Origin of the sequence: Aeromonas bestiarum, assembly GCF_000819745.1 — a bacterium.
GTDB lineage: Bacteria > Pseudomonadota > Gammaproteobacteria > Enterobacterales > Aeromonadaceae > Aeromonas > Aeromonas bestiarum.
Genome location: NZ_CDDA01000037.1, coordinates 31409 through 46414 on the forward strand (window position 1 = coordinate 31409; position 15006 = coordinate 46414).

Here is a 15006-nt window from a genome sequence, read left to right on the forward strand (position 1 = left end):
CCAAACCTGGGCAAAGGCAATAAATAAAAACAGAGGATAACAAGATGCAGGAGTTGTTGGCCTGGGTTCCTGGGGTCAAGGAGATCGCCCGCGAAGCGGGGCGTATCCTTCACGAAATCTATCACGGCGGTCAGTTCGAGCGTCAGCTGAAGGAGGATGCGACCCCGGTCACCAGTGCCGATCTTGCTGCCGATGCCTACCTCAAACAGGCGCTGTCGGCGCTCACCCCCCATGTGCCCGTGCTGACCGAAGAGGCGGCCGATGTGCCCTTCAGTCTGCGAGCCAACTGGCGGCAGTACTGGCTGGTGGATCCCCTCGACGGCACGGGTGAGTTCATCGCCGGCAGCGGCGACTTCGCCACCCTGATCGCCCTGGTGCGGGATAATGTGCCCGTGCTCGGCGTCATCTATGCCCCCGAATCCGACGTGCTCTACTGGGCGGTGCGCGGCCACGGCGCCTTCAAGGAGGTGAACGGCGAGACCTTGCCCATCAGCGCCATGCACCACGAACACGATCAGCCCGATTCGCTGGTGGTGGCCATCAGCCGTCGCCAGAAGCTGGAGAACCTGACCCGTCGTCTCAATCCGGCCATCAACTACGAGCTGATCCCGCTCGGCTCCAGCTCCCTCAAGTCCTGCTTGGTGGCGGAAGGGGCGGCCGACTGCTACGTGCGGCTCGGTCCTACCGGCGAGTGGGATACCGCCGCCGCCCAGTGCATCGTCGAGGCGGCGGGTGGCCGCATCCTCAGCCTGGCGCTGCAGCCGCTCAGTTACAATGAAACCGAGTCGCTGGAGAACCCGGACTTCATCGTCATGGGGGATCCGGATCTCGCCTGGGGCAAGATCCTGGCCCATCAGGCGGGTTGATGCGCTGTCGCCAGACGACACAAACAGGCGGCCTCAGGGCCGCCTGTTTGCTTGGTGTGATCCGCTGGTTTTATCGCAGATGAGCAGGGATATCCGCTGGCAAATCACGAGAATGACAGTGGATGATCACAATCCTTCTTGGGTAATTGGCATGATTTTTCAGGTAATTCTGCAAACGATCCATTGGGCAAAATAAAAAAGTGAGTATGAATGAAAATTTGGTTCAATATTCCATTAAAGTTGAGTTTTGTAGTTTTACTCGATTCTGTGATCCCGATTGGATTCCCAATATCACTGGTTGAAGCCCGTTATGGTAGTGATATGTTTCAGTCCCGCTTTTTGAGAATTAAATCCTGATAAACCACAATAAGCTCAGATTAAAATACTGACAAAATGTGGATTAGTAATGAGTTTATCTGTAGACGTTGTAAAGGATTTGTCCGGTTCCCAGCCCGCCGTTGCCAGCACCAGCCGCTGGCGTCGCCATGACACCCACTGGGCGATCAGCCTGTTTGGTACCGCCGTCGGCGCCGGCATACTGTTTCTGCCCATCAACCTGGGTCTGGGCGGGATCTGGCCCCTGGTCATAGTGGCCGTGCTGGCCGGCCCCATGACCTTTCTGGCTCATCGCGGGCTGGCGCGCTTCGTGCTCTCCTCCTCCCGCCCTCACGCCGATTTCACCGAGGTAGCCGAGGAGCACTTCGGCAAGATGGCCGGTCGCCTCATCTCGGCGCTCTACTTCCTCTCCATCTTCCCGATCCTGCTGATCTACGGGGTGGGGCTGACCAACACGGTGGAGAGCTTCATGGTCAACCAGCTCGGCATGGCCACCCCGAACCGGGTGATGCTCTCCGGCCTGCTGGTGTTCGCCATGATCGCCGTGATGATGGCGGGGGAGAAGGCGATGCTGCGGGCGTTTGCCTTCATGGTCTATCCGCTGGCGGCCATTCTGGCGGCGCTTTCCTGCTATCTCATTCCCCAGTGGCAGTGGCCACAAATGACTGCCTTTGAGGGCGGCAGCTTCCTCAACACCGTCTGGCTGGCGCTGCCGGTCACGGTGTTCGCCTTCAGCCATGCCGCCGCCATCTCGGGCTTTGCCAACGTGCAGCGGCGGGAATATGGCGAGCAGGCCGAGGCCAAGAGCGGCCTGATCCTGCGCAATACCACCATCATGCTGGTGGGTTTCGTGCTCTTCTTCGTCTTCTCCTGCGTGCTGAGCCTCTCCCCGGCCCAGCTGGCCGAGGCCAAGGCGCAGAACGTCTCCGTGCTCTCCTATCTCGCCAACATCACAGACAACCCCGTGATAGTGACGCTGGGGCCGCTCATCGCCTTCATCGCCATCAGCACTTCTTTCCTCGGCCACTTCCTCGGTGCCCGCGAGAGCCTGAAAAGCCTGATCGCCAAGCCCACCGGCCTGCCGCTGGCGAAGGCGGACCGGCTCGGCATAGTCCTGATGTTCTTTGCCATCTGGGGCGCCGCCGTCATCAACCCGGGCATCCTGGGTCTGATGGAGACCCTCTCCGGCCCCGTCATCGCCATGATCCTCTTCATCATGCCGGTGGTGGCCATCTACAAGGTGGAGGCGCTGGCCCGCTTTCGCCAGGGCTGGACCAACGGCTTCATCCTGCTGACCGGGTCGCTGGCGGTCTCGGCGCTGATCTTCAGCCTGTTGAAGTAACAGCGCGCTGCGGCAAAAATGAGAGAGGCGACCCCGGGGTCGCCTCTCTTTTTTCATGGGGCCAAGGGCATCAGCCCAGCTTGGCGCCGTTCTCCACCGCCTGCTCCGGGATGGCCATCACAACGGCGCCGTCGGCCCGGTAGAAACCGGTCAGCAGAAACTCCGACTGGATGGGGCCTATCTGTTTGGGGGGAAAGTTCACCACGGCGACTATCTGGCGGCCCACCAGATCCTCCGGGCGATAGAGATCCGTTATCTGGGCGCTGCTCTTGCGTACCCCGAGCTCGGGGCCGAAATCCGCCCACACCTTGTAGGCGGGCCGGCGCGCCTCTGGGAAGGGCTCGACCCGCACCAGGGTGCCCACTCTCAGCTCTACCATCTCGAAATCCTGCCAGCTAATGGTCTGCATCTTGGCTCCTCGTTTCACACACCTTGCATTGGCCTCAGCATGCCTCGAAACGGCGCTGGCTGTCTTCGGTGACTGGCCGCCCTGTTACGGCAGAAGGCCGTTTTGCTGGCGCCAGAGGGAAGGGGTCAGCCCGCTCTCGGTCAGGAAGCGCTCGGCGAAAGCCCCCTGATTCTGGTAGCCGCAGCGACTGGCGATCTCGCCAATGGGCAGTTGGGTGTGGGCAAGCAGGGTGCGTGCCAGCGTCATGCGCCGTGCCCGTATGTAGTGGGAGACGCTCATCCCCAGCTGCTGGCGAAAGGCGTGCTTGAACTGGCTCTGACCGAGGCAGGCGATGGCGGCGAGCCGCTCATTGCCGAGGGGCTCGGCGAGGTGGGCCTCGATATGGCGCTGCACCTTGAGGATACGGGCGGCAAGACGAGGGAGAGCAGAGGAGTGCACTCCTTGCCCTTGTGCCAGCAGGGAGAGCCACACCTGCTCCATGCCCGCCACCTGGCGCCCCGCTGCCACCATGCGGTACAGGAAGGCGAGGTAGTGGCGCTGGGGCTCGTCCAGCTCGATGAAGGGGTGGGCCGCCAGATCGCCGGGCAGCCAGTCGCTCTCCTGCACCAGAAACGAGAGGGCCGGATCGGCGGCGTAGTCGTGCCGCTCGCCGGGGGCTATCACGCAGACAAAACCGGGGGCGAGGCGACGCCCCTGGCCCTGCACCTCGATCTCAATGGGACCACCGAGAGGGATCACCAGCTGGGCGAAGTCGTGGCTGTGGCTGCAGATGTCACTCTGGTAGCGGCGCAGGCTGAAGGGGGAGGCCGCGGATAGCAATGACGCGGCACTGGGCCGCGTCATCTTCAAAGAGGGATTGCTGTTTGGCATAGGTCGCAGGTATTACTCTGCGTCGAAATCTTCGATCTCTTTGCCCAGCGCTTCCATGATGGCGCGCACCTCGGCGGGGACGCTGTCCGGATGATCCTTGCGCAGATCGTCGTCGCAGGGCAGCGGCTGGCCGGTGAACGCGTGCAGGAAGGCTTCACAGAGCAGCTCACTGTTGGTCGCATGACGCAGGTTGTTCACCTGGCGACGGGTGCGCTCGTCGGTCAACACCTTCAACACCTTGAGCGGGATCGAGACGGTAATCTTCTTGACCTGTTCGCTCTTCTTACCGTGTTCCGCGTAGGGGCTGACGTAGTCGCCGTTCCACTCTGTACCCATGATCCACCTGTTCTCGTTTGGCCGTGAGCGCGGATTTTAACCCTTGTGGAAATTAATGGCAATCCAACAGCAAAGCCATTTAGACGTCTAGAAGTGTTGACGGCTTTTTTATGCTGGCGTAAGGTGGTTCACCATTGGCCAGCAATGGCAGGATAGCCGTGGCAGAGGCAGAGCGGCCATCGCCCAGCGACAGTTCAAGGAGAGAGTGACATGACCCACAAGGCCACCCAGGCGGTACGCACCGGGATTGAGACAGACACACAGTACGGTGCCGTGGTGCCGCCCATCTACCTCTCCAGCAACTACACCTTTGCCGACTTTGGCGAGCCCCGTCAATACGATTATGCCCGATCCGGCAACCCGACCCGCACCAATCTGGCGGACGCGCTGGCGGCGCTGGAAGGGGGCGCCGGTGCCGTGGTGACCGGTACCGGCATGGGCGCCATCCATCTGGTGACGACGGCCCTGCTCAAGGCGGGGGATCTGCTGATCGCCCCCCACGACTGTTACGGCGGCACCTGGCGCCTGTTCGAGTATCTGGCGGCCAAGGGCCACTACCGGGTGCAGTTCGTCGATCAGGGGGATGAAGCCGCGCTGGCCGAGGCCCTGGCGCAGAAGCCGGCACTGGTGTGGGTAGAGACTCCCTCCAACCCCCTGCTGCGGGTGGTGGACATAGCCGCTATCGCCGCCGCCTCCCATGAAGTGGGGGCCCAGGTGGTGGTGGACAACACCTTCCTCTCGCCGCTGCTGCAACAGCCGCTGGCACTCGGTGCCGACCTGGTGGTGCACTCCACCACCAAGTACATCAACGGCCACTCAGACGTGGTGGGCGGCGTGGCCATTGCCAAGGAGCAGCCACTGGCCGAGTCGCTGGTATGGTGGGCCAACTGCCTGGGGCTCACCTCCGGGGCGTTCGACTCCTACCTCACCCTGCGCGGCCTGCGCACCCTGGCTCCCAGATTGCGTGCCCATCAGGAGAACACGGATCGCATCCTTGCCTTCCTGCAGCAACAGCCGCTGGTCAAAAAAATCTATCACCCCAGCCTGCCGACCCATCCGGGCCACGATATTGCGCGCCGTCAACAGTCCGGCTTCGGCGCCATGCTAAGTTTTGAACTCGATTGCAGCGAGGCCGGATTGCGCACCTTCCTCGCGGCCCTCACCCTCTTCTCGGTGGCCGAGTCCCTCGGCGGGGTGGAGAGTCTGGTGGCCCATCCGGCCAGCATGACCCACAGGGCCATGACACCGGCGGCGCAGCAGGCGGCGGGCATCAGCGCCCAGCTGTTGCGGCTGTCGGTCGGCATTGAACACGGTGAAGACCTGGTGGCCGATCTGGCTCAGGCTTTTGAACAGGCGCAGCAGGCAGAGCAGGTAGCGAAGTAATGGAACAGCAGCAACAAGGAGAGATCACGGTGGCAACAGAAGCAGGATTGAAGCGGCGCCATGTACACAAGTTTGGTGGCAGCAGTCTGGCGGATCCGGTCTGCTATCGCCGGGTCGCGGCTATCGTCGAGCAGCAGGTTGGCGGAGATGAACTGATCGTGGTTTCTGCCGCTGGCAAGACCACCAACCGGTTGATCCAGCTGGTGGAGCTGGCCGAGGCGGGGGACGAGGCCGCCGGTGAAGCCATCACGGCCCTGCACGCCTATCAGCAGAGCCTGATCGACGGTCTGCTGGAGGGGGAGTTGCAGCTCGACTTGAGCCAGCAGCTGGCCGATGACATGCAGCTGATCGCCAAGACCCTGGAGGGGCAGTTTGACCGCTTCGCCCGCAACGGCCTGCTCGCCTTTGGCGAGGTGTGGTCGGCGCGCCTGTTGGCGGCCCTGCTCACCAGCCGCGGCGACAAGGCCATCTGGCTCGATGCCCGCAGCTTCCTGCGCGCCGAGGACGGTGCCCTGGTCAAGGTGGATACTGCGCTTTCCAGCGAACTGCTCAAGGCGCGGCTGGCCGAACATGCCGGTCGCATAGTGGTGACAGGTTTCATCGCCGCCGACATGGAGGGGCGCTCCCTGCTGCTCGGTCGCAACGGCTCCGACTACAGCGCCAGCCTGCTGGCCCTGCTGGCGGACGGCGAATCCACCACCATCTGGAGCGACGTGGCCGGTGTCTACAGCGCGGATCCGCGCCGGGTCAAGGAGGCGCGCCTGCTGGAGCGTCTGAGCCTGGCCGAAGCGAACGAGCTGGCCCGTCTCGGCTCCTCGGTGCTGCATTCGCGCACCCTGCAACCCGTGGCCGACAGTCGCCAGCGCCTCACCCTGCGCTGCAGCTACAACCCGGATGAGGGCTGCACTCACATACTGCGCCGGGCGCCGCGCTCCGGCGGCGCCCGCATCGTCTCCTCGGTGGACCAGATCGCCCTGATCGAGCTGAAAGTGCTGCCGCAGACCCATTTTGATCAGACGGTGGCGGCCATCGAGGCCCATCTGGCCCGCCACCGCCTTAACCCGCTTACCCTGCAGCGCCAGCCGGATCGGCGGGTGCTGCGTCTGGCCTACACCCTGGAAGTGGCGGAAGGGGCGTTCGAGCTGCTGCGCGACTTCCAGCTGCAGGGCAGCTTCACCGGCCTGATCCAGAAAGAGGGATTCAGTCTGGTGGCCCTGGTGGGTGCCGGGGTGACCGACAACGCCGAGCAGTGTCACCGTTTCTATCAGTTGCTGGCGGATCAGCCGCTGGAGTTCGTGCAGGTGGCCAGAGATGGCCTGAGTCTGGTGGCCGTCGTGCGCCAGGTGGTGCTGGAGCCCCTGCTTATCGCTCTGCACAGCGCCCTGTTCAGCCGCCCGACCCGGGTCGGGCTGGTGGTGTTCGGCAAGGGCAACATAGGCGGCCACTGGCTGAGCCTCTATGGCCGCGAGAAGGCGCGCCTCGAACATGAACTCAATCTGGCGCTGACTCTCTACGGGGTGTTCAGCTCGGAAGGGGGCCTGCTGGACGAAGAGGGGCTGGATCCCCTCAAGGTGCAGGACAAGTTCAACCCCAAACCGCTGATCTGGCCGGAGTTGCTCTCTCAGCTTGAGCAGCACAGCTTCGATACCCTGGTTGCGCTCGACATGACCGCCAGCGAGACGGTGAGTCGCTACTACCCGGACTTCGCCCAGCTCGGCATCCACATCATAGCGGCCAACAAGTTTGCCGGTGCCGCCGACAGCGAGTTCTACCAGCGCATCAAGCAGAGCTGCCGCGACCATCAGGTGCAGTGGCGCTACAACGCCACCGTGGGCGCCGGGCTGCCGATCCAGTCCAGCATCCAGATGCTGCGCCAGAGCGGCGACCGCATCCAGGGGGTCTCCGGCATTTTCTCCGGCACCCTCTCCTGGCTGTTCCAGCAGTATGACGGCAGCCGCCCCTTCTCCGAACTGGTGGACGAGGCGTGGCAGCACGGCCTGACCGAGCCGGATCCTCGCGAGGATCTCTCCGGCCAGGATGTGCGTCGCAAGCTGCTGATCCTGGCGCGGGAGGCGGGCTTCGAGCTCGACTCCGCCGATATCGAGCTGGAGAACCTGGTACCCGTGCCTCTGCGCAAGGTGAGCACGGATCAGTTCATGGACAGGCTGAGCGAGCTGGACGGCCCGATCCAGTCAGCCTTCGAAGGAGCCAAGCGCCTCGGCAAGGTGCTGCGCTACGTCGCCCGTTTCGAGCACGATGGCAAGGCGCGGGTCGGACTGGAGGCGCTGGAGCCCCACCACCCGTTCGCCAACCTGCTGCCGTGCGACAACATCTTCGCCATCGAGAGCGACAGCTACCGCACCAACCCGCTGGTCATTCAAGGGCCGGGCGCAGGCCGGGAAGTGACGGCCGCCGCCATCCAGTACGATCTCTGGCAGATCTGTGCCTCCCTCTAAGGCACATGTGGGGAGTGTGATCCACCTATCTAACCGAATAAAAAAAGGCGCCATAGTGGCGCCTTTTTTTATGTAGGTTCTATCAGTTCCGTTGATGTAGGTTTTATTCCCCTCTTTGTAAGTGAAATATGGAGTGGAAAGTGACCCATATCTATATATTTACAGAAGTAGCGTATTTGTAGTTACATTACATGCAAGCTGAATTCATTGAAATACACAGGGAATGCTTGTTTGTTAGCTCTCCCGCCACCACCAAGAGTGATCTTTCCTACTTTTTGTATTGATGTTGACTCTGAGTAAATAGGTGTGCCATTCACAGATATTTTCAGTGTTCCGTCCATCTTAATAATCGTTACGCGAACCTTGGACATATTTATATATTTCCCTTTGGGGGAGGTACATGTTCCACCAGTACAGACCTGAGATGTCCAAACATCATTGCCATCTCGACCAATGTAGACCTGAAGAGCGTCACTGCCATCTTCGTTGTTGATTGCCACATATGCCCGAGAATTACTTTCTGACAGATTACTGAAATCCCCCTGCATTACAACGCTCAAGGACAGATCTGTGGTCGGGGTGATGAGTTTTTCGACTCCTGCGAACGCAAAGCTCTGTGAGCTGCCTTGAGCAATTATGCGTAACGTACTGTTCTCGGTACTAATATTTGCCTTGTCAGAGGTGTTATCAAAAACCTGCCAGCCTGACAGTGAACCAGAACTAAAGCTATCGTGAACATAGCCATCTTTAGCATACGCATAGTGAGTGGTCAGCGATATCGCCAGAATGGCTAGAAATATGCTCTTCATGGTAACCCTCCAAATAAAAATGATATTATATCAACTTGGTATATTGTCACACATGCCATATGGAGGATTGCATTGTTTATTTTTAATCTTTTGTGTTATATATGGTTGGGTATGTTCTAACTATCACTGCATGTGAAATTTTCAACCTGTTTAAAAGTTTTATTTTAAATGAAGCTTAAAAATCCAGAATGCAATTAATTATATGTTTAGTTGTATTGATATAAATAACTTGAAAATCTACTGTGTAAAAATGTGCCATATCAGAGCCTTTTCAGTTGGGAACTGCCGCACAATGGGGTATGTCATGGCTGATACCGCACGACGCAACTCCCTGAATCGCAGAGTGCTAGCAGAAATGACTGGGGGAGTTCGGCAGGCAAAGGTGTGTGCCAAGTGCCGGGCAGGCAATCACATGGCAGGCCACTGGCCGTTCGAGGTGATGCAGTCCTGACGAAACTTTTCCCATGGGGCGGGATCTTCAACTCCATTCAGGTTCAACCCCATGTTGATCAACATGCCCTGAAAAATGCGCAACTGACGAAGCACCTGGAATTGCACCTGTTCCCGAGAGAGGTTGGTCGCCAGCAGTTGAGTCACAGCATCATCGACGGCGGAACCATACTCCTGGCGAAAATCTTCCAGTGTTGCCTCCATGGCCGCGTCCCTTAGCTTTTTGAGGGTGGCCGGCGGCATGGTGGAATAGGTTTTGGCTTTGGTTATCAGCTCATCACAGACCATTATGGTGTCGTCGGTATTGGCACCCGCCGTGAAAGAGGCGAAGAGAACCAGCAGATAGAGTAGGCGCATGGACAGGCGTCCTCCATTGAAGATGAAGTTATTATGCGGCAATTAAATACCTGCGAAAAGGGCGCCAATCTGGCGCCCTTTGTTCTATGTGCGTTGCGGCCTGTCAGCCATCAACCCGTGTTGCGCATGCCTGCGGCAATACCGGCGATGGTGACCATCAGCGCCTGATCCAGCTCGGGGTGCAGGATCTCGGCATGGTTGCGCGAGCGGCCCAGCAGCTCGACCTGCAGCACGTTGAGCGGGTCAGTGTAGGGGTTGCGCAGCTTGATGGACTCCTTGATCCAGGGCTGGTCGTCGAGCAAGTCGCCCTGCGGGCGCAGCTCCAGCACCACCTGGATGGAGTCGGCAAGCTCCTGGCGCAGCTGTTTGCCCAGGCCCCACAGCTCCTTGGGTACCAGACGGGTGTCATAGTACTCGGCCAGCCAGACGTCGGCCTTGAGGAACACCATCTCCAGCATCTCGAGGCGGGTGCGGAAGAAGGGCCACTGGCGGCTCATCTCTTCCAGCACGCTCTTCTGACCGTCTGTGATGGCCTGCTGCAGTCCCTTGTGGGCACCGAGCCAGGCCGGCAGCATCAGCCGGTTCTGGGTCCAGGCGAAGATCCAGGGGATGGCGCGCAGGCTCTCGACGCCGCCGTTGGGCTTGCGCTTGGAGGGGCGCGAACCGAGCGGCAGCTTGCCGAGTTCCATCTCGGGGGTGGCGGCACGGAAGTAGGGCACGAAGTCCGGATGGCCGCGCACTATGCTGCGGTAGTGATCGCAGGAGACGGTGGCCAGCTGCTCCATCACGGCGCGCCAGCACTCCTTCGGCTTGGGCGGTGGCAGCAGGTTCCCTTCCAGCACGGCGCTGGTGTAGAGGTTCAGGCTGTGGATGGCCACTTTCGGCAGGCCGAACTTGAAGCGGATCATCTCGCCCTGTTCGGTCACCCGCAGGCCGCCGCGCAGGGATCCCGGTGGTTGTGACAGGATCGCCTGATGGGCGGGGGCGCCGCCACGGCCGACGGTACCGCCACGGCCATGGAACAGGGTGAGGCGCAGCTTGTTGGCCTCGGCCAGTGCCACCAGGGATTCCATGGCGGCGTACTGGGCCCAGCCGGCGGCCATCATGCCCGCGTCCTTGGCGGAGTCGGAGTAGCCGATCATCACGTACTGACGACCCTGGATGTAGCCGCGATACCAGTCCACCGACAGCAGGCGCTCCATCACGGCGGTGCCCGCCATCAGGTCTTCCTGGGTCTCGAACAGCGGGGCGACCGGCATGCGGAACTTGCAACCGGCCTCTTTGAGCAACAGCTGCACCGCCAGCACGTCGGACGGTGCGCCGGCCATGGAGATGATGTAGATGCCGAAGGCATCAGGATCGTGACCGGCGATCACCCGACAGGTGTCTATGGTCTCGCGGGTCTCGTCGCTCGGTTCCCAGTCGGTCGGGATCAGCGGACGGCGGGAGTTCAGCTCGTTGAGCAGGAAGGCCTGCTTGTCGTCCTCGCTCCACTCGGCGTAGTCACCCATGCCGAGGTAACGGGTCAGCTCGGAGAAGACCTGACCGTGACGCTCGCCATCCTGACGTATGTCCAGCTTGACCAGATGGATGCCGAAACAGGCCAGCTTGCGCAGCACGTCCAGCAGCATGCCGTCGGCTATGTTGCCCATGCCGCAGGCGTGCAGCGAGTGGTAGCAGAGCTCCAGCGGCTCGCGCAGCTGGGCCGTGGTCTTGACCAGATCCCGGCTCTCGCTCGCCTGACCCTGCACCTTGGCGGTGAGAAATTCCTGGGTCTCGCGCAGCTGTTCACGCAGCTCGCGCACCAGGGCGCGGTAGGGCTCTGGGTGATCGCCCACCCGCTCGCGCACTGCGTCTGTGCAGTCGGACATGGAGAGCTCGGAGGTGAGCTCCTTGATGTCCTTGTAGAACAGGTTGACCGCCATCCAGCGGCCCAGCTCCAGTACTTCTGCGGTCACCTTGGCGGTGACGAAGGGGTTGCCGTCACGGTCACCGCCCATCCAGGAGGTGAACTTGACCGGCGCGGCATCCAGCGGCAGCCGCACACCCAGGTGCTGTTGCAGCCGCTCGTCCAGGTTGCGCATGAATTCGGGAATGGCCGGCCATAGGCTGTTTTCCACCACGGCGAAGCCCCACTTGGCTTCGTCCACCGGGGTCGGACGCTGCTCGCGGATCTCGTTGGTGTGCCAGGCCTGATTGACCAGCTGCTCGATGCGATTGAGGATCTTGTCCCGCTCGCGGGGCAGCAGATCGGAGAGTTCCAGCGCCTCCAGGCAGTCGTTGAGCTGCACGTGCTTGTGGATCAGGGTGCGACGGGTCACCTCGGTCGGGTGAGCGGTCAGCACAAGGTCGATATCCAGCTCGCGCACGGCCTGGATGATGGCTTCCTGTGACAGGTTGGAGGCCTTGAGCTTGGCGAACATCTGCTCCAGCGGATCCGGGGTGCAGACCTGCTCTTCGCAGCGGCGGGAGATGGTGTGGAACTGTTCGGCCACGTTGGCCAGGTTGAGGAACTGGCTGAAGGCGCGGGCCACCGGCAGCAGCTCGTCATCGCTCAGGGTGCGCAGGGTATCGAGCAGACGTTCCCGGTCTGCTTCATTGCCTTTGCGGGAGGATTTGGCCAACTGGCGAATGGTTTCGATCTTGTCGAGGAAGGCCTGTCCCTGATGATCCTTGATGGACTTGCCCAGCAGTTGACCCAGCATGCCTACGTTGGCGCGTAGCGCGGCGTACTTTTCGTTCATTCCACATCCTTATCTGGTTGGTGTCTCTCTCCATCCGAGGTGAGAGACAGCCTCACTTATTGTTGTGTGATTACAACATATGCTCCGTCATCTTAGGGTGACAATCTACCCAGATTGTCTGCGCAAGGTCAAATAACAGGCCGATTCAGAACATGTATTTCCCTCACCTGTCCCGAGGCGGCATGTTATGTAACTTACTTACATTCCCGTCAATTCAGAGGCAAAACCGGCGGATCAGGTGTTGCAGCACAGCCGTGGTCGGTTTGACGAAGGAGAGATCCAGGTATTCGTCCGGCTGATGGGCCTGGGTGATATGGCCCGGGCCCAGCACGATTGTCTGGCATCCCAGCTGCTGGATAAAGGGCGCCTCGGTGCAATAGTTCACCGACTCCGCCTTGTGCCCGCTCGCCTTCTCGGCCTCGCGCACCAGCACAGAGTCGTCCGCGCAGGCATAGGCGGGGATGGGCTCGTGCAGGTGTTGCAGGTGCAGGCAGCCCGGCTGGTGGATTTCGATGGGGGCGAGTGCCTCCTTCAGCATGCCCATCAGTTCGTCCGGCCCCACCTGCGGGGTGGGGCGCATGTCGATGTGCAGCTCGCAGCAACCGCAGATGCGGTTCGGGCTGTCGCCCCCCTGGATGTATCCCAGATTCAGCGTGGGCTGCGGCACCGCGAACCTGTAGTCGGCATAGGTCTCTTCCAGGCGCAGCTGCAGGCGCAGCACCCGCCCCATGGCCTGGTGCATTATCTCCAGCGCATTGACGCCGTTGGCGGGATCCGAGCTGTGACCGCTCTTGCCCGTGATGCGGATCGCCTCCGACATGTGCCCCTTGTGGGCCACCACGGGCACCAGTCCGGTGGGCTCGCCGATCACCGCGTAGTCGGGTTTCAGCTCGGCCGCCGCTGCGATGGCGCGGGCGCCCGCCATTGTGGTCTCTTCATCGGCGGTGGCCAGGATGCGCAGCGGCTTGCTGAGGGTGGTGAGATCTATCTCTTTGAGCGCCTCGACGATAAAGGCGAAGAAACCCTTCATGTCTATGGTGCCGAGGCCGTAGAGGCGATTGCCCTCTTCGGTCACCTTGAAGGGATCCTTGCTCCAGGCGCCCTCGTCGAACGGGACTGTATCTGTATGGCCCGCCAGCAGCAGGCCGCCCTCGCCCTGACCGATCGTCGCCACCAGATTGAACTTGCCCGGCAGATCCGGCAGGGCGGTCACCTCGCACTGAAAACCGAGCTGGCCGAACCAGTCGGCCAGCAGCCGGATCACCGCCTCGTTGCTCTGATCCCAGCGGGGATCCGTGCTGCTGATGGAGGGAATCGCAATAATATTCTTATAAAGTGCAAAAAAATCCAGATTGGCCATCAGCTCCTCCTTGCGTCCCCGGAATGTTTCTGTTAGAAAATACAAATGCAAAGTGAGTGCATTAATATTCTGTGAGTTTGCCTGAATATCTGGCTCATCGACAAGGCTTCTAGTTGTAAGGGAAAGTTAATGTTCTGTCACCTGATCTATAACCGACGACACACACCCGCCTGAATTGCCCCTCCGCACGCGTTGCGTCAAAGGGGCGGTTCCTCACCCCTTGCACCATCTGCAGCACCATGCTGTGAATTTCGAACCCTGACTTGGAATACTCAATAATGCTTAACACCGTTATCGTCGGTGCCAGTGGCTACGCGGGAGCCGAACTGGCCGCACTGGTCCAGAACCACCCTCAACTCAAGCTGTTCGGCCTCTATGTGTCGGCCGGCAGCCAGGATGCACACAAGCGTTTCTCTTCCCTGCATCCCCAGTGGGTCGGCGCGCTGGATCAGCCGCTGCTGCCGCTGGACGAGGATGGCATGACCCGGATCCTGACCCAGGCCGATCTGGTGCTGCTGGCCACCGCCCACGAGGTGAGTGCCGAGCTTGCACCCAAGTTCCTGGCCAAGGGTCTGCCGGTGTTCGATCTCTCCGGTGCCTTCCGGGTCAAGGATCAAGGTTTCTACGACAGCTTCTATGGCTTCACCCACCAGAGCGAGCAGTGGCTGGATCAGGCCGTCTACGGTCTGGCGGAGTGGAATGCCGATGCCATTGCCGCCGCCCAGCTGATTGCTGTGCCGGGTTGTTACCCGACCGCTTCCTTGTGTGCCCTCAAGCCGCTGCAGCAGGCCGGCCTGATCGCCAAGGGGTGGCAGCCCATCATCAACGCCGTGTCCGGTGTCTCCGGCGCCGGTCGCAAGGCTGCCATCAACACCAGCTTCTGCGAAGTGAGCCTGAATCCCTACGGCACCTTCAACCACAGACACCAGCCTGAGATCAGCCACCACCTGGGCTGCGAGGTGCTGTTCCAGCCCCACCTCGGCAACTATGTGCGCGGCATCCTGGCCACCATCTATGTGCAGCTGGCGGACGGCGTGACGCCGACCCAGGTGGATCAGGCCTTCCTCAAGGCTTACGAAGGCAAGCCGCTGGTGCGCCTCACCGGCCAGATGCCCTCCATCCGTGGCGTGGCAAGCACCCCTTACTGTGATATCGCCTGGCAACAGCAGGGCAACATGCTGGTGGTGGTTTCCGCCATCGACAATCTGCTCAAGGGCGCCGCCTCCCAGGCTGTGCAATGCATAAATATCAAATTCGGATTTGAACCGGCCACCGGCCTGATTTAAGG

At 60.9% G+C, this 15006-nt stretch carries 12 protein-coding genes; 5 read left to right on the forward strand and 7 right to left on the reverse strand.

Going from position 1 to position 15006, the window contains the following annotated elements; all coding sequences use genetic code 11:
* Positions 1-44 precede the first annotated feature (44 nt).
* The gene (gene cysQ / locus BN1118_RS18510; protein ID WP_042868960.1) at positions 45-866 is read left to right on the forward strand and encodes a 3'(2'),5'-bisphosphate nucleotidase CysQ; all 822 of its coding nucleotides are present in this window, start codon (positions 45-47) and stop codon (positions 864-866) included.
* Positions 867-1272: 406 nt separating this feature from the next.
* Complete coding sequence (locus BN1118_RS18515; RefSeq protein WP_043557446.1) at positions 1273-2544, forward strand: aromatic amino acid transport family protein; 1272 nt, start codon at positions 1273-1275, stop codon at positions 2542-2544.
* A 70-nt stretch (positions 2545-2614) separates the two neighbouring features.
* Here BN1118_RS18515 and BN1118_RS18520 read toward each other — a convergent pair whose 3' ends face one another.
* The 3 genes from BN1118_RS18520 to metJ all read right to left on the reverse strand — a co-directional run bounded on the left by BN1118_RS18520 (position 2615) and on the right by metJ (position 4159).
* Entirely contained in the window at positions 2615-2953 is a 339-nt protein-coding gene (locus BN1118_RS18520) for a tRNA-binding protein (protein WP_043140821.1), read from the reverse strand.
* 84 nt (positions 2954-3037) lie between these two features.
* On the reverse strand, positions 3038-3796 hold the full coding sequence (locus BN1118_RS18525) for an AraC family transcriptional regulator (RefSeq protein WP_043557571.1): 759 nt from the start codon (positions 3794-3796) through the stop codon (positions 3038-3040).
* 39 nt (positions 3797-3835) lie between these two features.
* Entirely contained in the window at positions 3836-4159 is a 324-nt protein-coding gene (metJ, locus tag BN1118_RS18530; protein WP_005315809.1) for a met regulon transcriptional regulator MetJ, read from the reverse strand.
* 210 nt (positions 4160-4369) lie between these two features.
* On the opposite strand from metJ, the gene metB reads away from it, so the two are divergent.
* Together metB and BN1118_RS18540 are read left to right on the forward strand one after the other, a co-directional pair.
* Positions 4370-5542 (forward strand): cystathionine gamma-synthase, encoded by a 1173-nt coding sequence (metB, locus tag BN1118_RS18535; protein ID WP_043557448.1) that lies wholly within the window; start codon positions 4370-4372, stop codon positions 5540-5542.
* Positions 5542-7998, forward strand: a complete 2457-nt coding sequence (locus BN1118_RS18540; RefSeq protein ID WP_043557449.1) for a bifunctional aspartate kinase/homoserine dehydrogenase II — start codon at positions 5542-5544, stop codon at positions 7996-7998. Before metB ends, BN1118_RS18540 begins: the two co-directional genes overlap by 1 nt.
* A gap of 182 nt (positions 7999-8180) precedes the next feature.
* Here the strand turns inward: BN1118_RS18540 and BN1118_RS21920 are convergent, their stop codons facing one another.
* The 4 genes from BN1118_RS21920 to argE all read right to left on the reverse strand — a co-directional run bounded on the left by BN1118_RS21920 (position 8181) and on the right by argE (position 13718).
* Positions 8181-8807 (reverse strand): hypothetical protein, encoded by a 627-nt coding sequence (locus BN1118_RS21920; RefSeq protein ID WP_156995121.1) that lies wholly within the window; start codon positions 8805-8807, stop codon positions 8181-8183.
* Between the two features lie 408 nt (positions 8808-9215).
* Positions 9216-9614: a hypothetical protein gene (locus BN1118_RS18545; protein WP_043557450.1), complete on the reverse strand. Its 399-nt coding sequence runs from the start codon at positions 9612-9614 to the stop codon at positions 9216-9218.
* Between the two features lie 110 nt (positions 9615-9724).
* Positions 9725-12358, reverse strand: coding sequence for a phosphoenolpyruvate carboxylase (ppc, locus tag BN1118_RS18550; RefSeq protein ID WP_043557452.1), 2634 nt, complete (start codon positions 12356-12358; stop codon positions 9725-9727).
* Positions 12359-12572: 214 nt separating this feature from the next.
* Positions 12573-13718, reverse strand: coding sequence for an acetylornithine deacetylase (gene argE, locus BN1118_RS18555; RefSeq protein ID WP_043557453.1), 1146 nt, complete (start codon positions 13716-13718; stop codon positions 12573-12575).
* Positions 13719-13996: 278 nt separating this feature from the next.
* On the opposite strand from argE, the gene argC reads away from it, so the two are divergent.
* A complete protein-coding gene (argC, locus tag BN1118_RS18560; RefSeq protein WP_043557454.1) occupies positions 13997-15004 on the forward strand; it encodes an N-acetyl-gamma-glutamyl-phosphate reductase in 1008 nt (335 codons plus the stop codon).
* Positions 15005-15006 lie beyond the last annotated feature (2 nt).